The sequence below is a fragment of the Streptomyces globosus genome, from assembly GCF_003325375.1.
Lineage (GTDB): Bacteria > Actinomycetota > Actinomycetes > Streptomycetales > Streptomycetaceae > Streptomyces > Streptomyces globosus_A.
On record NZ_CP030862.1, the window covers coordinates 5,532,136 to 5,549,786 of the forward strand.

Sequence of the window (17,651 nt, forward strand, 5' to 3'; positions counted from 1 at the left end):
CCCGTCCCTTCCTTCAGTCCCTGGGGAGGCCGAGGATCCGCTCGGCGACGACGTTCAGCTGGACCTGCGTGGTGCCCCCGGCGATGGTCAGGCAGCGGGACAGCAGCATCCCGTGGACGGCCCGCTCCCCCGGCCCCTCCCGTACGGCGCCCTCCGGGCCGAGGAGTTCGAGGGCGAGCTCGGCGACCCGCTGCTGGTGCGCGGTCTGGACGAGCTTGCGGATCGAGGCGCCGGCGCCCGGCTCCAGCCCGGACACCTGCCGGAGCGTGGTGCGCAGCCCGATGCAGGCCAGTGCGTGTGCTTCGGCGGCCAGCGCCCCGATGCGGGCGCGGCGGGCGCCGTCGAGGCCGGGGGCGCGGGCGAGGAGCGCCTCCAGGCCGGTGTCGAAGGCGACCTGGTCGGCCATGTGGACGCGCTCGTTGCCGAGGGTGGTGCGGGCGACCGCCCAGCCGTCGCCGGGCCTGCCGAGGAGGGCGTCGGCGGGCAGCAGCGCGCCGTCGAACCAGACCTCGTTGAAGAGGGTGTCGCCGGTGATCTCACGCAGCGGCCGGATGTCGATGCCGGGGGTGGCGCGCATGTCGACGAGGAAGCAGCCGAGGCCGCGGTGGCGGGGGGCGTCGGGGTCGGTGCGGGCGAGGAGGATCCCGTGGTCGGCGGTGCGGGCGGCGCTCGTCCACACCTTCTGGCCGGTGATCCGCCAGGCGCCGTCCGGGCCGGTCCGCTCGGCCCTGGTACGCAGGGAGGCGAGGTCGGATCCGGCGCCGGGCTCGGAGAAGAGCTGGCACCAGGCGAGGTCGCCGAGCAGCGTGGCGGGGAGGTACGCGGCCTGCTGCTCCGGGGTGCCGTGGGCGATCAGCGAGGGCACGACCCAGGTGGCGATCCCGAGGTCGGAGATCCGTACGCCGGCCCGGGCCAGCTCCTGGCGGACGACGAGCTGCTCCAGGGGCCCGGCGCCGAGCCCCCAGGGCGGCGGCAGGTGGGGGGCGGCGTACCCGGTGGGGGCGAGGGCGCGGCGGGCGGCGGCCGGGTCGAGGCCGCGGGCGGCTTCGGCGGCGCGGCGGGCGGCGGGCCGGTACCGCTCGGCGTCCCCGGGCAGGTCGGTGCGGATCTCGCGGCGGGCGCCGGCGGCGGCGAGGGCGGCGGCGTGCAGCCGGTGCTCGTCGCCGGGGCCGAGGAGCTGCCGGGCCACGAGGGCGCGCCGCAGGTGGAGGTGGGCGTCGTGCTCCCAGGTGAAGCCGGTCCCGCCGAGGATCTGGATGCAGTCCTTGGTGCAGCCGTACGAGGCGTCCAGGGCGGTGGCGGCGGCGAGGGCGGCGGCGAGCGGGCGGCCGCCGGGCGGGCCGTCGGCGGCGCGGGCCGCGTCCCAGGCGAGGGCGCGGGCCTGCTCCAGCCGTACGAGCATGTCGGCGCACAGGTGCTTGACGCCCTGGAAGCGGCCGATGGGCCGGCCGAACTGCTCGCGGACCCTGGCGTGCCCGGCGGCGGTGTGCACGGCCCAGGCGGCGGTGCCGCAGGCGTCGGCGGCGAAGAGGGTCCGGGCGAGGTCGCGGACGAGGCCGTCGTCGAGGGCGAGGAGCCGGTCGGGCGGGACGGGGGTGCGCAGGGCCCGCACCTCGGCGGTGGGGCGGGTCGGGTCGGCGGCGGTGTGGGTGCGTACGGCGAGGGCGGCGGTGTCGACGGCGAACCAGCGGGTGCCTGCGGGGGTGGCGGCGGCGAGCAGGACGAGGTCGGCCTCGCCGGCGCCGAGGACGGGAGGGGCGAGGCCGTCGAGGAGGTGTCCGCCGCCGGGGGCGGGTGCGGCGGTCAGCGTGCCGGGCCCGAGGGCGACGGCTCCGATCCGGGCGCCGCCGGCGAGGGCGGCGGCCAGTTCGGCGGCTCCGGCCCGGTCCAGCAGGGCGGAGGCGAGGGAGTTGGGCAGGAACGGGCCGGGCAGCGCGGCGCGGGCGGCCTCCTCGACGACGACGGCCAGGTCGAGGAGGGTGCCGCCCTCCAGGTGGGGGGCGAGGAGCCCGGCCGCGGCGAGGCCGTCCCACCAGGCGGGGCGCTGCCCGGTGCGGGGCGGCGCGTCCAGCAGGGCGCGGACCCGGTCGGGCGGGACGTGGCGGGCGGCCCAGCCGCGCACGGCGGCGGCCAGGTCCTGCTGCTCCTGCGTGATGGCGATGCCCATGCGGATCCTGCCGCCTCTCCGGCGTCCCGACGTCCCGGCGGCCCGCCCGGGGCCCCCGGTGGCGCGACCGCGGGCCAGGGTAGAACACGTTTCATTCTGACGGAAGGTCAGATACGTTTCGGGGGTCGCCTCCTGCCCGGACACCGCAGCCGGAAGCGGCCGGAAATCGCTCTGGATCCGGCCCGCCCCGAATGATCGAATCCGGGGGCGGCCCAGGCCGCCCCCGCAGCCGCCTCCGGGAAGGAAACGGCCCGTGCACCCCCTTCCGTACGCGGACCTCCGCGCAGTGGCGCCCCTCGACATCGAGGCGGAACTGGACGCCGCCGTCCGGCTGCTCGGGCCCGAAGCGGACACGCGCGCCGCCCGCGGCGCGGTCGCGGGTCTCCTGCGCCGCCACCCGCTGCGGCACCCCCTGTGGGTGCTGCCGCTGCTCGTCCACGGCGCACAGACCGGCGACCCCGCCCCCGCCGCCCCGCTCGCCGCCCTGCACGTGCTGTGGTGGACCTCCGCCTGCCACCTCGACGACCTGGCCGACGCCCCCGGCCTTACGCGCCCCGGCGAGCCGGGGCCCGATCGCGGGCCGGGTCCCGATCCCGGACCCCGGCCGAGCGAGGAGCTGATGGCCGCCTTCCTCGCCGGGAGCGTCCTGCCGCTGCGCATCGTCGAGGCCCTTCCAGCCCCTCCGGCGGTACGCGCGGCCCTGGCCTCGGAGATCCTGACCGCCTGGACTGCCGCCGCTCAGGGGCAGCTGGCCGACATCGGCACGGACGCCGCGCACGCCACCCGCGGATCCGCGGTGGCCGCCTACCGCGGGAAGTCCGGCGGCCCCTTCGCGATGATCGCCTCGATGGCAGCGGAGCTGTCGGGGGCGGAGCGGCAAAGGGTGGATTCCTGGCGGGAGTTCGGCACCCTCTTCGGCATTCTGTGGCAGCTGTTCAACGACCAGGAGGACATCCTCACCGGCCGCCACGAGGACCTCCGCAACGGCACACCGACCTACCTGCTCGCCTGCGCCCTCGAAGGCGCCGCCCCGCCCGCCGGCCGGGACCGCCTCCTCGCCCTGTGCGGGGCCGCGCGCGTGTCCGCCGCCGCGCGGTCGGAACTCCTGGCGGCCCTCCTCGCGCCCGCCGTGCTCCGCCGCTACGGCGCCGGACTCGGCGCGTTCCGCGCCCGTACGCACCGCGTGCTCGCCGCAGTCGGCGGCCACGAGCGGTACCTGGCGGCGCTGCGGCGCCTCGTGGACCACGCCTCGGCCCTGCTGCTGCCGCCCGCCGCCGCGGCGGCCGCTGCCGCGACCGCCCGGCCGACCCGGCCGACCCGGCCGTGGCGGCCTACCGGGCGGTAGGGCAGCATGGGCTCCGCCCACGCGCAGCACAGGAGGAACCCATGGCCCCCGCCGCCACCCCCAAGCCGGAGACCCTCGCAGCCTTCGAGGCCGCCAAGGGCTTCATGCCCCTGCGCGAGGGGCTCGCCCTGTACGAGGCGGCCGCCGCGGCCGCGGCCCTGGGGCTGCCGCTCCTGGAGGTGGGCACGTACTGCGGGCGCTCGACGATCCTGCTGGCCGACGCCGCCCGCGAGGCCGGCGTGAGCGCCGTCACCGTGGACCACCACCGGGGCAGCGAGGAGCAGCAGCCCGGCTGGGAGTACCACGACCCGTCCGTCGTCGACCCCGAGATCGGGCTGATGGACACCCTTCCGACCTTCCGGCGCACCCTGCACCGGGCTGGGCTGGAGGAGCACGTCGTCGCCGTCGTGGGCCGGTCCCCGCAGGTGGCAGCCGTCTGGGGCGGCCCGCTCGGCTTCGTCTTCATCGACGGCGGCCACACCGACGAGCACGCCGCCGGGGACTACGAGGGGTGGGCCCCGCACCTGGCCGAGGGCGGCACCCTCGCCATCCACGACGTCTTCCCCGACCCGGCCGACGGCGGGCAGGCCCCGTACCGGATCTACCTGCGCGCGCTGGACTCCGGCGCCTTCGAGGAGGTCTCGGCGACCGACTCGCTGCGGATCCTGCGCCGCACGGGGCCCGGCATCTGAGCGGGCGCCGGCCCGGCATCCGGGAGCACGCGGGTCATATCAGCACACGATCGCACCGCGCCCTCGGACGGCCCAGTGCCCGGTCCCGCCCGGGGGCCCGGTCTAGCATCGCGCCGTGCGCTACGACGACAGCCCCCCGCAGCCCGAGAACGCCCCCGCGCCCGGCGCGGACCGGCGGCGCTTCGCACGCCGCTCCGCCCTCGCCGTCGCCGCGGCGGTGATCGCCCCGACCACCCTGGCCGGCTGGGTCCTGGTCCAGGTCGGCACCGGCGCCGGGGCGGACGACGCCCGTCCGCCCCGCGTCGCGGCGCCGGCCGCCGCGGCCTCCCCGCCCGCCTCGGCCACCGCCCCCGCCTCCCCGTCCACGGGCACCGGCCCGAGCACCGCCCCCTCGGCGAGCGGCGCCCCCGCGCCCTCCCCCGGCGCCACCTCCCCCCTCGCCGGCAAGACCGTGGTCGTCGACCCCGGGCACAACACCGGCAACTTCGACCACAGCCGCGAGATCAACCAGCAGGTGGACATCGGCACCGCCCGCAAGGAGTGCGACACCACCGGCACCACCACCCGCGCCGGTTACAGGGAAGCCGACTTCACCCTCGACGTGTCCCGCCGGCTGCGCACCATCCTCGAAGACCGCGGCCTGAAGGTGGTGTTCACACACGAGGCCGACCGCGCCTGGGGGCCCTGCATCACCGAGCGGGCCCGCATCGGCAACGAGGCGAACGCGGACGCCGTCGTCTCCGTCCACGCGGACGGCGTCTCCGAGGGCAGCCGCGGCTACCACGTCATCCTCCCCGCCAAGGTCAAGGGCGGCGCCGCGGACACCGCCGCGATCGTGGGCCCGTCCCGGACGCTCGGCGAGCGGATCGCGGCGAACTTCGCCCGCACCACCGGCTCCGGCCCCGCCAACTACCTGGGCGGCGGAACCGGACTGGTCGTCCGCGACGACCTGGGCGGCCTCAATCTCTCGACCCGGCCCAAGGTGTTCGTCGAATGCGGCAACATGCGTGACAGCAAGGACGCGGCGCTGCTGACGAGTCCGCAGTGGCGGCAGAAGGCCGCGCAGGGCATCGCGGACGGGATCGTCGGCTTCCTCGGCGGGTAGTCCTGAAGAGGGGGGCGGCCTGCCGCCCCGGTCCTCTCGGCCGCGGGAAACCTCCGTACCATGGTCCAGCCCGCCCCCTGCTCCTGGTTGCACGACCGCACCACGAGACGACCGAGACCGAGAAGGACACCTAAGACGTGAACATCCGCTCCCTCACTCGAGGCGACGGCGTGGTGATCGGAGCAGCGGTGCTGCTGTTCATCGCCTCGTTCCTCGATTTCTACTCCGCGACCGGCCTGGACCTGCCGAGCGTGTGGGACACCGACGTCTACCGGCTGGCGCTGCCGTCCGTCTTCCTGCTGGGCTTCGCCGCCGCAGGCCTGCTCGTCGCCGGGCGCTTCCTGCCGGCGGGCCGCCAGCTCGCCGGCCTGCCGCTGTCGGCGTGGGGGACGGTCCTCGCGGTCTCCGCCGCCTGGTCCTCGCTGTGGTCGCTCATCACCAGCCCGAGCGGCGCCGACCTGGGCGCGGGCTGCATCATCGCCTTCCTCGCCACCCTCGTCCTGGCGGGCACCGCGCTCTTCGGCCAGAAGGTCCCGGCGCTCGCCGGCCCCCTGCTCCCGGAGGCCCGCCCGGCCGCACCGGCGCCGTACGGCGGCCAGCCGCAGCCGGGCACCGGGTACGGCTACCCGGGCGGCCAGCAGCCCCCCGGCTACGGCGCCACCCCGCAGCCCGCGCCGCCGTACGGCGGCACCCCGGGCCCGCAGGACGCGGCGCCCGCCCCGGCGGCGGACTTCGCCCCGTTCTGGTTCGCCGTGCCGGTGGCCCGCCCCCTGTACGCGGAGGACGGCTCGCCGTCGCCGATCGCCGAACTCGCCCCCGGCACCTGGTACCTGGCGGTGGACCAGCGCGGCCCGTCCACGCTGATCGCCCAGACGCAGGACGGCCGCCGCGGCGTCCTGAACGACACCTCCGGCATCCAGCGCGGCTGACGCGCCGGACGGTTCCGACGGCCCTCCGCCCTTCCGGGCGGGGGGCCGTTGTCCTACAGTCGCCCCGTTCACTGACGTACCGTCAGGAACGGTCGGCGGAAGGGACCGCTCATGCGCCTCGGACTCGCACTCGGCTACTGGGGCCGCGGCCCCGACCCCGCCCACCTCGCCCTCGCCACCGAGGCCGAGCGCCTCGGCTACTCCTCGGTGTGGACCGCCGAGGCCTGGGGCTCGGACGCCTTCACCCCGCTCACCTGGATCGCCGCGCACACCTCCCGCATCCTCCTCGGCACCGCCGTCGCGCAGATGGCCGCCCGCAGTCCGACCGCCACCGCCATGCACGCCCTCACCCTCGACCACCTCTCCGGCGGCCGCATGATGCTCGGCCTCGGCCTGTCCGGACCGCAGGTCGTCGAGGGCTGGTACGGGCGCCCGTTCCCGGCGAGCCCGCTGACCGCCACCCGCGAGTACGTCGACGTCGTCCGCCAGGTCCTGCGCCGCGAGGCCCCCGTCGCCCTGGAGGGCCGCTTCCACAGCCACCCCTACCTCGGCCCCGACGCGACCGGCCTCGGCCGCCCGCTGCGGCCGATCACCCACCCGCTCCGCGCCGACCTGCCGCTGCTCCTCGGCGCGGAGGGCCCCCGCAACGTCGCCCAGACCGTCCGCATCGCCGACGGCTGGCTGCCCCTGTACTGGTCGCCGCTGCGGACGGGCGTCTTCCGGGAGGCCCTCGCCAGACTGCCCGAGGGCTTCCTGATCGCCCCGATGGCCCGCGCCCGTGTCTGCGACGACGTCGCCGAGGGCCTGCTGCCCGTCAAGGCCATGCTCGGCTTCTACATCGGCGGCATGGGCCACGCCGCCCGCAACTTCCACGCCGACCTCATGGCCCGCATGGGCTTCGCGGAGGAGGCCCGCCGCGTTCAGGAGCTGTTCCTCGCCGGGCGCAGGAAGGAGGCGGTGCTCGCCGTGCCGGACGCGTTCGCCGACGAGATCAGCCTGGTGGGGCCGCGCGAGCGGATCGCGGAGCGGCTGGAGCTGTGGCGCAGCGGCCCGGTCACCGACCTGCTGGTCACCGCCCCGGACCCGCACACCCTGCGCGTCCTGGCGGACCTCGGCACCTGAGGCCGCGCCGCGCGCCGCCCGGCCGGGAAGGGCCCCGGCCGGGCGGGCCGCACCCGGCTATCCGCCGAGCTCGGACACGCCGGGCACCTGGTCCTTGACGGGGGCGCCGGCGCTCTGGCCGGCGTCCTTCACCCCGTTGATGATGTTCTGGAAGGAGGTGATGTCGGCGGCGTCGATGTCGCCGCTGCGCAGCTTCGCCCCCATCTCCTTCAGGGATTCGATCCCCGCGGTGAGCGGGGCGAGCGCCTTCGACAGCAGCGGGTCGGCCTGGGCGTTGCCGACGGCCGCCTTCAGCCGGTTGTACGCGAACGCGCCCGCCAGGCCCGCCTTGATCAGCGTGAACGTGCGCCCGCTCGCCCCCTTGCGGAACTTGCCCTGCTGGTACGGCTTGATGATCCACTGGTAGGTGGCGCCGGCCGCGAGTCCCGCGTTCGCGACGAACCGGGCCTTGGCGAACCTCTGGCGCTCGGCCGAGGTGGTGGGCGAGGGCTCCACCTGCGGGAGCGCGGCCCGGGCCGCGGCGTGCGCGGCCTGCGCGCGCAGGGCGCCGCCCTGCTCCGCGTGCCCGAGGACCCGGGCGGCCGCGATGGCCTCGGATCCGGCTCCGCCGCCCTGGCCCCCCGCCCCGGCGGCCGCCGAGCCGCCGCACGCGGCGCCTCCGGCGACCAGCGCGCCCGACAGCGCGAGCGCCGTCAGGCCGCGGCTGCATCGGATGCTCCTGGGTATCGACACGGTTGCCTCCCGATGGAGTGGGGTGTCCCCGGCAGCGTCACCCCCGGGCCCGTGCCCCGCCACTCGGGCCACCCGACCGGCCCACCCGGGTGGCGCGGGCGGCCCTCCGCCCGCACCATCCCCGGCCGCGCCCTCCGGCGGGGAGGCCCGTCAGGGGCGTCCGCAGCAGTCCGGCTCCAGCCCGGCGGGCAGCGACAGCCCCCCGAACACGGTCGTCGTGGCCTCGTCGCCGCCCAGCGCGGCGGCCGCCAGCAGCAGCGAGCCCGCCGTCCACGTCGTCTGCTCCACCGGCCAGACCGCCTCGTCCTCGAAGACGTACCCGGTCCAGTACATCCCGTTCTCGGCGCGCAGGTGCGTGATGGAGCGCAGGATCTCCAGGGCCCGGTCCGACTCGCCGACCGCCCACAGGGCGAGCGCCAGCTCGCAGGACTCGCCGCCGGTCACCCACGGGTTGGGCAGCACGCAGCGCACCCCGAGGCCGGGGACGACGAACTCGTCCCACCGCTCCCCGATGCGCTCCCTGGCCGCCGCGCCCGTCACGGCCCCGCCGAGGACCGGGTAGTACCAGTCCATCGAGTAGCGGGACTTGTCCAGGAACCTCTCCGGGTGGCTGCGTATCGCGTGCCCGAGCGCGCCGGCCGCGAGCTCCCAGTCCGGCTGCGGGTCCGCGCGGTGCTCGGCGATCGCGAGTGCGCACCGCAGTGCCTGGTGGATCGAGGAGGAGCCGGTCAGCAGCGCGTCCGCGACGGGCGTGCCGTCGGCCTCGCGCTTCCAGCCGATCTCGCCGCCGGGCTGCTGGAGCTCCAGGACGAACTCGACGGCCGCGTACACGACGGGCCACATGAGCTCCAGGAACCGGTCGTCGCCGGTGGCCAGGTAGTGGTGCCACACTCCGACCGCCACGTACGCGGTGAAGTTGGTCTCCCGGCCGGCGTCCTGCGGGCTCACGGTGTCGACGCCGCCCGGCCGGTCGGCGTACGCCGCGTACCAGGAGCCGTCGGTGTTCTGGTGCCGTGCCAGCCACCGGTAGGCGCGCTCGGCGGCGGCGTGCTCGCCGGCCGCGTCGAGGGCCATGGCGGCCTCGGTGTGGTCCCACGGGTCGAGGTGGTGGCCGCGGAACCAGGGGATCGCGCCGTCGGGGCGCTGCACGGCGAGGATCCCGGCGACGGTCGCCGCTGCCTGGTCCGCCGTCAGCACCCCGTCCAGGGCGAGGCGTTCGGTGCGCCCGGTGGAGCTCACTGGGCGGCACCGACGGGGAGGTGCGGCTTCGTCGCGTACACGACGAAGCTCTTGCCGATGACGGGGTTCAGGGCCTGCTCGGCGAGGCGCGTCGCGAGCGGCTTCTTCATGATGTCCCAGACCAGCAGCTTGTGGTACGCGCGGACGGGCAGGGCCTTGTCGTTGTCGACGCCGAAGGCGCACTTGAGCCACCAGTACGGGGAGTGCAGGCCGTGCGCGTGGTGGGTGCCGTACGGCTTGAGGCCGGCGGCCCGCATCTTGCCGAGCAGCTCGTCGGCCTTGTAGATGCGGATGTGGCCGCCCTCGACCTCGTGGTAGGCGTCGCTGAGGGCCCAGCAGACCTTCTCCGGGCCGTAGCGGGGGACGGTGACGGCGATGCGCCCGCCGGGCCTGAGGACGCGGACCATCTCGGCGAGGACGCCCTTGTCGTCGGGGATGTGCTCCATCACCTCGGAGATGATGACGACGTCGAAGGAGTCGTCGGGGAAGGGCAGTGCGAGGGCGTCGCCCTCCATCGCGGTGGCGGTGGCGCCGGCCGGGGCCTCGCCGGCCTCCTTCATGGCGGCGAACCACTTGGCGACCTCGCGGATCTCCTCGCCGTTGCGGTCGACGGCGACGACCTGCGCGCCGCGCCGGTAGCACTCGAAGGCGTGCCGGCCTGCGCCGCAGCCCAGATCGAGCACGCGGTCGCCTGCGGCGAGCGGGAACCGGGAGAAATCGACGGTCAGCACGGGGTCCTGCCTTCGCGGTCGCGGGGGTGGGGGAACATTCAGCGGGTGCGGCGGGCCTGCGCGATCGCGGCCCGGTAGTGGGCGGCGGTGCCCTCGGCGGCCTTGGCCCACGTGAACCGGGTGAGGACCCGCTCGCGGCCGGCGGCGCCGAGCCGGGCCCGCAGCTGCGGGTCGCCGAGGAGCCGGCCGAGCGCGGCGGCCAGGGCCCCGGCGTCGCCGGGCGGCACCGCGAGGCAGGTCTCGCCGTCGGGTCCCGCGACCTCGGGGATCGCGCCGCCGGTGGTGGCGACCAGCGGGGTGCCGGTGGCCATGGCCTCGGCGGCGGGCAGCGAGAAGCCCTCGTAGAGGGAGGGGACGCAGGCGACCTGGGCGCTGCGCACGAGGTCGACGAGTTCGGCGTCCGTCACGCCCTTGACGAAGCGGACGGCGTCCCGGAGGCCGTACGTCTCGATGGCGCGGGCGACGGGCCCCTCCTCGGCGCGCTTGCCGACGACGACGAGGTGCGCGGCGGGCTGCTCGGTGCGCAGCTTGGCGAGGGCTTCGACGAGGAACACCAGGCCCTTGAGGGGCACGTCGGCGCTGGAGGTGGTGACGATCCGGCCGGGCACTTCGGCGACTGCCGGGTCGGGCGACCACAGGTCGGTGTCGGCGCCGATGTGGACGACGTGGATGCGCTCGCCGCGTACGCCGAGGTGCTCGGCGATCTCCTGTTTGGAGGAGCCGGAGACGGTCAGCACGGAGGGCAGGCGGCGGGCGACGCGGCGCTGCATGCGCGTGAAGGCGTACCAGCGGCGGACGGAGACGCGCCGCTTGCGGTCGGGGGCGGCGTCGAGCTCCAGCTGCCGGTCGACGGTGATCGGGTGGTGGATCGTGGTGACCAGCGGGGCGCCGAGGTCGCCGAGGAGTCCGTAGCCGAGGGTCTGGTTGTCGTGGATGACGTCGAACTCGCCCGCGCGCGCGGCGAGGTGGCGGCGGGCGCGCAGGGAGAAGGTCAGCGGCTCGGGGAAGCCGCCGGTCCACATGGTGGCGACCTCCAGCGCGTCGATCCAGTCGCGGAACTCCTCGCGCCGCGGGGTGCGGAAGGGGTCGGGCTGGCGGTAGAGGTCGAGGCTGGGCAGCTCGGTCAGGGAGGCGCCCTCGTCCAGGACCGGATAGGGCTGTGCGCCGATCACCTCCACGGAGTGGCCGAGCCGGACGAGTTCCCGCGAAAGGTGCCGCACGTAGACGCCCTGGCCCCCGCAGAACGGGTTCCCCTTGTAGGTCAGGAGTGCGATGCGCAACGGCCGGTCACCGTCCGTCACAGCCCCTGCGAAAGGGCTCGTCACCACGGCCTCAGCGGTCACTCTCGGCCCCTTTCTGGCTGCAACTTTCGCCGGAGCGTAACCGCTCGGATAATGTAGAACAAGTTTCAGAGTTGATCCGTCGCGGACCATTGAATCTACCGGCCGGAAACCCCACCGTAAGAGACGGAGCAGGTGATTCGCGCCACCACGCGGCGCCTGCCATGCTGGGCCCGCACCAGCCCGGAAACGGCCCCGCACCTGCGGGGCGCTCTCCCAGCCAGCGGCACACCACGGAACGGGGCACATGACAGCGGAAGCCAAGGCCGTCACCACACCGGCGTCCCCTCCCCTGACCGAGCGCCAGGAGGCGCGCCGCCGCCGCATCCTCAACGCCAGCGCCCAACTGGCGGCGCGGGGCGGTTTCGACGCCGTCCAGATGCGCGAGGTCGCGGAGGCCGCCGGGGTCGCCCTCGGCACCCTCTACCGCTATTTCCCCTCCAAGGTGCACCTGCTGGTCGCGACGATGCAGGACCAGCTCCAGCACATGCACACCACGCTCCGCAAGCGCCCGCCGGCCGCGGAGGACCCCGCGGCCCGGGTCGCGGAGACGCTGATGCGGGCCTTCCGGGCCCTCCAGCGCGAACCGCACCTCGCGGACGCGATGGTGCGCGCGCTGACCTTCGCGGACCGCAGCGTCAGCCCGGAGGTGGACACCGTCTCGCGCCTGACGACCGCGATCATCCTGGACGCGATGGGCCTGGAGGCGCCGCCGACCGCGGAGCAGCTCTCGGCGGTCCGCGTCATCGAGCACACCTGGCACTCCGCGCTGATCACGTGGCTGTCGGGGCGGGCCTCGATCGCCCAGGTGAAGATCGACATCGAGACGGTCTGCCGGCTGATCGAGCTGACGGCCCCGCCGGAAAAGGCCTGAACCCGCTGTCGGGCGGCCCGGGGCGGGCCGGGCGCCGCGCCCGCCCCGGGCGCCTCACTCCTCGGGCGGGAACACCGCCTCCCCGCTCTCCGCGAGCATGATCGAGATGGCCTCGACGGGGCAGCCCTCGGCCGCCGCCAGCACGGGCTCGCTCGCCTCGGCCTCCTCCCGGCGCGGGTGCGACTGGCGCGCCGCGTCGAGGGCGAAGCCCTCGGGGGCCAGGCCCGCGCACATGCCGGAGCCGATGCACACCGTCCGGTCGACCTCCACCCGCCACCGGTCGCCCACGGCTCAGGCCCCCGCCCCGTACCCGGCCGGCAGGTGGACCATCTTGTGCTCCAGGTACTCGCCGAACCCCTCCGGCCCGAACTCCCGGCCCAGCCCGCTGTTCTTGTAGCCGCCGAACGGCCCGAGGACGTCCAGGCTGAAGGTGTTCACGTTGAAGGTGCCCGTCCGCACCCCGCGGGCGAAGTCGATGCCGCGCTCGACGTCCGCCGTCCACACGCTGCCGCTCAGCCCGAACTCGGAGTCGTCCGCGATCCGCAGCGCCTCCGCCTCGTCCCCGTACGGGATGAGGCAGACCACCGGGCCGAAGATCTCCTCCCGGGCGATCCGCATCGCGTTGTCCACCTCCCCGAAGAGGGTCGGCTCGACGTACCAGCCGCGCTCCAGGCCGGCGGGCCGGCCGCCTCCGGCCAGGACCTTCGCACCCTCCTCCTGCCCGATCGCGATGTACTCCAGCGACCTGCGCCGCTGCCGCTCGGCGACGAGCGGGCCGACCTGCGTCGCGGGGTCGAGCGGGTCCCCGACGACGAGGGCCCCGGCGGCCGCGGCGAGCGCCTCGGCGATCTCGCCGTAGCGGCTGCGCGGCGCGAGGACGCGGGTCTGGGCCACGCACGCCTGCCCGTTGTTCATCCAGGCGGCGGGCACGATCCCGGCGACGGCCGCGTCCAGGTCGGCGTCGGGCAGGATCACGGCGGCGGACTTGCCGCCCAGCTCCAGGGTGACCCGGGCCAGGTTCCGCGCGGCGACCTCCATCACCCGCCGGCCGGCGGCCGCCGAGCCGGTGAACGACACCTTGTCCACGCCCGGGTGCCCCACCAGGTACTCGCTCACCTCCCGGTCGGCGGGCAGTACGGACAGCACGCCCTCCGGCAGCCCGGCCTCCCGGGCGATGCCGGCGAGGAGGTACGAGTCCAGCGGCGACTCGGGGGACGGCTTCAGCACCACCGGCGACCCCGTCAGCAGCGCGGGCGCCAGCTTCGCCGCGGCCACGAACTGGGGGACGTTCCACGGGATGACGGCCGCGACGACGCCCACCGGCTCCCGCCGCACCAGGATCGGCCCGAGCGCCCCCTGGCGGCGCTCCTCGAACGGGAAGCCGCGCGCCACCTGTACCGCGGCGTCGTAGACCATCATCGGGCCGAGCGCCTGGGCGAGGATGCTCCAGGAGTACGGGGAGCCGTTCTGGGAGCTGATCGAGCGGGCGATCTCCTCGTGGCGGACGGCGAAGGCGTCCTTGATCCGCGCCACGACCGCGATCCGCTCCTCCAGCGGCATCCGCGGCCAGGGGCCCTCGTCGAAGGCCCGGCGGGCGGCGGCCACGGCGCGGTCCACGTCGCCCCGGGAGGCGTGCGGGACGCTGCCGATGACCTGCTCGGTGTGGGGGGAGACGACCTCGATCGTCCCGGCGCCCAGCGGATCCACCCATTCCCCGCCGATGAACAGCTGTCCGTGGTCCACGCGCTCGGTCATGGCTGATGCCTCCTGCGGCTTGGCGTTCCGGAACTGATACCAGTTCCAGTTCGAGGAGTCCACGGCTCCCGCACGACCTCCGGAGATCCGGTACTGGCGATCCGGCCCGGCACATGGTCGACTGGGGCTACCACTGCAACACGTTCTCGCCAAGTGGCTCCGCCGGACGCAGACAGGATCCCCTCATGCCACGGAACGCACCCCAGCAGCCGCCCTGCACCCCGCCGCCGGCCCCTCCTGCGCCCGCCCCGCCCCGCGCCACCGACCACGGCGGAGGCGTCCACTCCCTCGCGGTGCCCATCCCGGACAACCCGCTCGGCCACACCCTCGTCCACGTCCTCGACACCGGCCGCGGCCCCGTCCTCGTCGACACCGGCTGGGACGACCCCGCCTCCTGGGACACCCTCACCGCAGGGCTCGCCGCCCTCGGCACCGCCGTCGGCGACATCCACGGCGTGGTCGTCACCCACCACCACCCCGACCACCACGGCCTGTCCGGCCGGGTCCGCGAGGCCTCGGGCGCCTGGATCGCCATGCACCCCGCCGACACCGAGGTCGTCGTCCGCACCCGGTCCGCCCCGCCCGGCGCCTGGTACGCGTACGTCCACGACAAGCTCGCCGCCGCCGGCGCCCCCGAGGAGCACCTCGCGCCGCTGCGCGCCGCCCGCCGCGACCCGCGCGGCATCCCCGGCCTGCGGGCCGCCGTCCCCGACCGGGACATCGTCCCCGGCGAGCTGCTGCCCCTGCCCGGGCGCCGCCTGCGCGCCGTCTGGACCCCGGGCCACACCCCCGGGCACGTCTGCCTGCACCTGGAGGAGCGCCACCCGGCGGGCCTGCCCGGCAACGGCCGCCTCTTCTCCGGCGACCACCTCCTGCCCGGCATCTCCCCCCACATCGGCCTCTACGAGGACCCCGACGGCACAGCGGGCGCCCTCGACCCGCTGGGCGACTACCTCGACTCCCTCGAACGCGTCGCCCGCCTCGGCCCCGCCGAAGTCCTCCCCGCCCACCAGCACGCCTTCACCGGCGCCCCCGACCGCGTCCGCGAACTGCTGTCCCACCACCGGGAGCGGCTGGCGGGGCTGCGGCGGCTGCTGGCGGCCCGGCCGCTGACCCCGTGGGCGCTCGCGGAGCGCATGGAGTGGAACCGGCCCTGGGAGGACATCCCGTACGCCTCCCGCACCATCGCCGTCTCCGAGGCGGAGGCGCACCTGCGGCGCCTGGTGAAACAGGGCCGGGCGGAGCCGGTCCCGGGCAGCGACCCCGTGGAGTACCGCGCCGCCTGACGGGCCGGCGGGCCGCGGCCGGCGGCCGGACCGGGCACCGCCGCGGCCTGCGGCAGGGGCCGCGGACGGCCGCCGCCTCCGGCCCCCCGCAGTACCGGCCGGTACAGTGAGGGCCGTCGTCCACCCTCCGTACGGGGGAAAGCCGGTGCGATTCCGGCGCTGACCCGCAACCGTGACCCGCCCAGGCAGCCCTGCCGGGCGGCAGCCGGAACGCCCCGTACCGAGGTGCGCGGCTCGCGCCGCCGGATCCCCCGGCGGCCGGCACCGTCGAGGAATACGGAGCCGGAGCCGGTGCCCCCGCACCCTGCCTCCGGCCCCCCTGCAGGAGAGGCACCGCCCCCATGAACGTCCGCCGCAGCGCAGCCGCGCTCGCCGCCTCCGCCGTGCTGTGCGCCGGCGCCGCCCCCGCAGCCCTCGCCGCGCCGGCCACGCCGTCGCCGTCGGCGCCGCCCGTCGTCCCGTCGGGCCTGTACGGCAAGAACGACCCCACCTACGACGGGGTGTGGCGGCAGTCGATCGCGCTGCTCGCCCAGCACACCGTCGGGGTGAAGCCCGCCAAGGAGGCGGTGGCCTGGCTGGCCGGCCAGCAGTGCGCGAACGGCGGATTCGCCTCCTTCCGCGCCGACGCCTCCGCGGCGTGCGGCGAGCAGACCGTGTACGACACGAACGCCACCGCGGTGGCCGTGCAGGCGCTGAAGGCCCTCGGCGGGCAGGACGCCGCGGCGAAGAAGGGCGCGGACTGGCTGAAGTCCGTCCAGAACGAGGACGGCGGCTGGGCGTACGTCCCGGGCTCGCCGAGCGAGGCCAGCTCCACCGCCGTCGTCATCAGCGCCCTCGCCGCCGCCGGCGAGAAGCCGGCCGAGGTGAGGTCGAAGGCCGGCAAGTCCGCGTACGACGGCCTGCTCGCCTTCCGCCTGCCCTGCTCCGCGGAGCCCGCCACGGACCGCGGCGCGTTCGCCTACCAGCCGGTGGACGGCAAGCTCCTCGCCAACGCCGACGCGACGGCCGCCGCGACGCTGGCCGCCCTCGGCAAGGGCATCGTGGTCGCCCCCGCCGCGAAGGACACCCCGGCGGGCACCGAGTGCACCGACGGCGCCGCCCCCGAGGCCGCCGCCGAGGCCGCCGCAGGGCACCTGGCCGCCGCGCTGAAGAAGGACGGCCACCTCACCGCCGTCGCCCCCGGCGCCGACCAGCCGGCCCCCGACACCGGCAACACCGCCGACGCGGTCCTCGCCCTGGTCGCGGCCGGGCACAAGCAGTCCGCGGCCGGCGCGGTGGAGTGGCTGAAGGGCAACTCGGCCGACTGGGCCAAGGGCAGCCCGGCCGCCCTCGGCACCCTCGTCCTCGTCGCGCACGCCACGGGCACCGACCCGAAGGCGTTCGGCGGGGCGGACCTGGTCACCGCCCTGAACGCGACGGGCCCCGCCCCGCAGGCCGCCGCCGGCTCCGCGACGGACGAGCCCGCGAAGCAGGACGACGACGGCGGGGAGGGCTCCGGAGGCCAGGGCGTCTGGTGGATGATCGCCGTCGGCGCGGCCGCCGGCATGGGCATCGGCATCCTGCTGAGCGGCCGCCGGAAGAAGAACCAGCTCTGATGCGCCGCGGCCTGACCCCCCTCCGCCCCGCCGCCGCTGCGGCGGCGGCCCTGCTGTCCGTGCCGGCCCTGCTCCTGGCGTCCGCCCCCGCCCACGCGGCGGGCTACCGCTACTGGTCGTACTGGGACGGCGCAGCCGCAGGCGGCTGGCAGTACGCCCAGGTCGGGCCGTCGATGGCCCGCCCCGCGGACGGCTCCGTGCAGGGCTTCCGCTTCGCGGTCAGCGCGGACGCGGCGGCTCAGGCCGCCCAGCCCCGCACCCCGGCCGACTTCACGGCCGTCTGCGCCGCCACCCCGGCCGCGGAGGGCCGCAAGCGCATAGCCGTCGTCGTCGACTTCGGCGTCCCCGCCGACGCGCCGGCGGGCGAGGCACCGCCGCAGGACGCCCCGCGCACCGCCTGCGCCCAGGTCGCCCCGGACGCCAGCGCCGCGGAGGCGCTGGCCGCGGTGGCGAAGCCGCTGCGCTACGACGGGTCGGCGCTGCTGTGCGCGATCTCCGGCTACCCCCGGCAGGGCTGCGGCGAGCAGATCGCGCAGGAGCCCGACCCGGCGGCCGCGCCGACCGGGAAGCCCGCGGCCGCGGAACCGGAAGCCGGGGCCGACGGCAGCGGCTGGACCGGTCCGCTGGCGGGCGGGGCGGTTCTGGCCGCGGTCGCCGGCGCGGCGGTCTGGCAGTCCCGCCGCCGCTCCCGGTGACACCCCTGCCGAAGACGGGCGCCGGGGACCCGGGCTCGGAGGGC

General features: G+C 76.2%; 16 protein-coding genes. 9 read left to right on the forward strand and 7 right to left on the reverse strand.

What is annotated here, in order from left to right; genetic code table 11:
• Nucleotides 1–13: 13 nt before the first annotated feature.
• Nucleotides 14–2,167, reverse strand: a complete 2,154-nt coding sequence (locus C0216_RS24545; RefSeq protein WP_114057376.1) for an acyl-CoA dehydrogenase — start codon at nt 2,165–2,167, stop codon at nt 14–16.
• Between the two features lie 253 nt (nt 2,168–2,420).
• Here C0216_RS24545 and C0216_RS24550 point away from each other — a divergent pair, with 253 nt between their 5' ends.
• The 5 genes from C0216_RS24550 to C0216_RS24570 all read left to right on the forward strand — a co-directional run bounded on the left by C0216_RS24550 (nt 2,421) and on the right by C0216_RS24570 (nt 7,360).
• On the forward strand, nt 2,421–3,512 hold the full coding sequence (locus tag C0216_RS24550; RefSeq protein ID WP_114057377.1) for a polyprenyl synthetase family protein: 1,092 nt from the start codon (nt 2,421–2,423) through the stop codon (nt 3,510–3,512).
• 41 nt (nt 3,513–3,553) lie between these two features.
• Nucleotides 3,554–4,204: a class I SAM-dependent methyltransferase gene (locus tag C0216_RS24555; protein ID WP_114057378.1), complete on the forward strand. Its 651-nt coding sequence runs from the start codon at nt 3,554–3,556 to the stop codon at nt 4,202–4,204.
• Between the two features lie 115 nt (nt 4,205–4,319).
• Nucleotides 4,320–5,309 carry an N-acetylmuramoyl-L-alanine amidase gene (locus tag C0216_RS24560; protein ID WP_114057379.1) on the forward strand — a complete coding sequence of 330 codons (990 nt, stop codon included), beginning with the start codon at nt 4,320–4,322 and terminating at the stop codon, nt 5,307–5,309.
• 137 nt (nt 5,310–5,446) lie between these two features.
• Entirely contained in the window at nt 5,447–6,238 is a 792-nt protein-coding gene (locus tag C0216_RS24565) for a DUF5336 domain-containing protein (protein ID WP_114057380.1), read from the forward strand.
• 111 nt (nt 6,239–6,349) lie between these two features.
• On the forward strand, nt 6,350–7,360 hold the full coding sequence (locus C0216_RS24570) for an LLM class F420-dependent oxidoreductase (protein ID WP_114057381.1): 1,011 nt from the start codon (nt 6,350–6,352) through the stop codon (nt 7,358–7,360).
• Between the two features lie 57 nt (nt 7,361–7,417).
• On the opposite strand, the gene C0216_RS24575 is transcribed toward C0216_RS24570, so the two are convergent.
• From C0216_RS24575 to C0216_RS24590, 4 genes are all read right to left on the reverse strand, one after another.
• Nucleotides 7,418–8,086: a hypothetical protein gene (locus C0216_RS24575; protein ID WP_114058889.1), complete on the reverse strand. Its 669-nt coding sequence runs from the start codon at nt 8,084–8,086 to the stop codon at nt 7,418–7,420.
• A 156-nt stretch (nt 8,087–8,242) separates the two neighbouring features.
• The gene (locus C0216_RS24580; protein ID WP_114057382.1) at nt 8,243–9,331 is read right to left on the reverse strand and encodes a prenyltransferase/squalene oxidase repeat-containing protein; all 1,089 of its coding nucleotides are present in this window, start codon (nt 9,329–9,331) and stop codon (nt 8,243–8,245) included.
• Nucleotides 9,328–10,062 carry a class I SAM-dependent methyltransferase gene (locus C0216_RS24585; protein WP_114057383.1) on the reverse strand — a complete coding sequence of 245 codons (735 nt, stop codon included), beginning with the start codon at nt 10,060–10,062 and terminating at the stop codon, nt 9,328–9,330. The genes C0216_RS24580 and C0216_RS24585 overlap by 4 nt, the downstream gene beginning before the upstream one ends.
• A gap of 38 nt (nt 10,063–10,100) precedes the next feature.
• A complete protein-coding gene (locus tag C0216_RS24590) occupies nt 10,101–11,405 on the reverse strand; it encodes a glycosyltransferase family 4 protein (RefSeq protein ID WP_114057384.1) in 1,305 nt (434 codons plus the stop codon).
• Nucleotides 11,406–11,649: 244 nt separating this feature from the next.
• Between C0216_RS24590 and C0216_RS24595 the strand changes: the two genes are divergently transcribed.
• Complete coding sequence (locus C0216_RS24595) at nt 11,650–12,276, forward strand: TetR family transcriptional regulator (RefSeq protein ID WP_114057385.1); 627 nt, start codon at nt 11,650–11,652, stop codon at nt 12,274–12,276.
• 54 nt (nt 12,277–12,330) lie between these two features.
• On the opposite strand, the gene C0216_RS24600 is transcribed toward C0216_RS24595, so the two are convergent.
• Both C0216_RS24600 and C0216_RS24605 read right to left on the reverse strand, forming a co-directional pair.
• Nucleotides 12,331–12,564: a ferredoxin gene (locus C0216_RS24600; protein ID WP_114057386.1), complete on the reverse strand. Its 234-nt coding sequence runs from the start codon at nt 12,562–12,564 to the stop codon at nt 12,331–12,333.
• Between the two features lie 3 nt (nt 12,565–12,567).
• Nucleotides 12,568–14,031 (reverse strand): aldehyde dehydrogenase, encoded by a 1,464-nt coding sequence (locus C0216_RS24605; protein ID WP_114057387.1) that lies wholly within the window; start codon nt 14,029–14,031, stop codon nt 12,568–12,570.
• 185 nt (nt 14,032–14,216) lie between these two features.
• On the opposite strand from C0216_RS24605, the gene C0216_RS24610 reads away from it, so the two are divergent.
• From C0216_RS24610 to C0216_RS24620, 3 genes are all read left to right on the forward strand, one after another.
• Nucleotides 14,217–15,317, forward strand: a complete 1,101-nt coding sequence (locus C0216_RS24610) for an MBL fold metallo-hydrolase (RefSeq protein ID WP_114057388.1) — start codon at nt 14,217–14,219, stop codon at nt 15,315–15,317.
• Between the two features lie 341 nt (nt 15,318–15,658).
• Entirely contained in the window at nt 15,659–16,912 is a 1,254-nt protein-coding gene (locus C0216_RS24615) for a prenyltransferase/squalene oxidase repeat-containing protein (RefSeq protein WP_114057389.1), read from the forward strand.
• Entirely contained in the window at nt 16,912–17,607 is a 696-nt protein-coding gene (locus C0216_RS24620) for an SCO2322 family protein (RefSeq protein WP_114057390.1), read from the forward strand. The genes C0216_RS24615 and C0216_RS24620 overlap by 1 nt, the downstream gene beginning before the upstream one ends.
• Nucleotides 17,608–17,651 lie beyond the last annotated feature (44 nt).

Bases quoted from the DNA above. Each gene is read 5' to 3' on its own strand.
- C0216_RS24595 (WP_114057385.1), top strand. From the start codon at position 11,650: ATGACAGCGGAAGCCAAGGCCGTCACCACACCGGCGTCCCCTCCCCTG.
- C0216_RS24620 (WP_114057390.1), top strand. From the start codon at position 16,912: ATGCGCCGCGGCCTGACCCCCCTCCGCCCCGCCGCCGCTGCGGCGGCG.
- C0216_RS24605 (WP_114057387.1), bottom strand. From the start codon at position 14,031: ATGACCGAGCGCGTGGACCACGGACAGCTGTTCATCGGCGGGGAATGG.
- C0216_RS24615 (WP_114057389.1), top strand. From the start codon at position 15,659: ATGAACGTCCGCCGCAGCGCAGCCGCGCTCGCCGCCTCCGCCGTGCTG.
- C0216_RS24545 (WP_114057376.1), bottom strand. From the start codon at position 2,167: ATGGGCATCGCCATCACGCAGGAGCAGCAGGACCTGGCCGCCGCCGTG.
- C0216_RS24570 (WP_114057381.1), top strand. From the start codon at position 6,350: ATGCGCCTCGGACTCGCACTCGGCTACTGGGGCCGCGGCCCCGACCCC.
- C0216_RS24610 (WP_114057388.1), top strand. From the start codon at position 14,217: ATGCCACGGAACGCACCCCAGCAGCCGCCCTGCACCCCGCCGCCGGCC.
- C0216_RS24555 (WP_114057378.1), top strand. From the start codon at position 3,554: ATGGCCCCCGCCGCCACCCCCAAGCCGGAGACCCTCGCAGCCTTCGAG.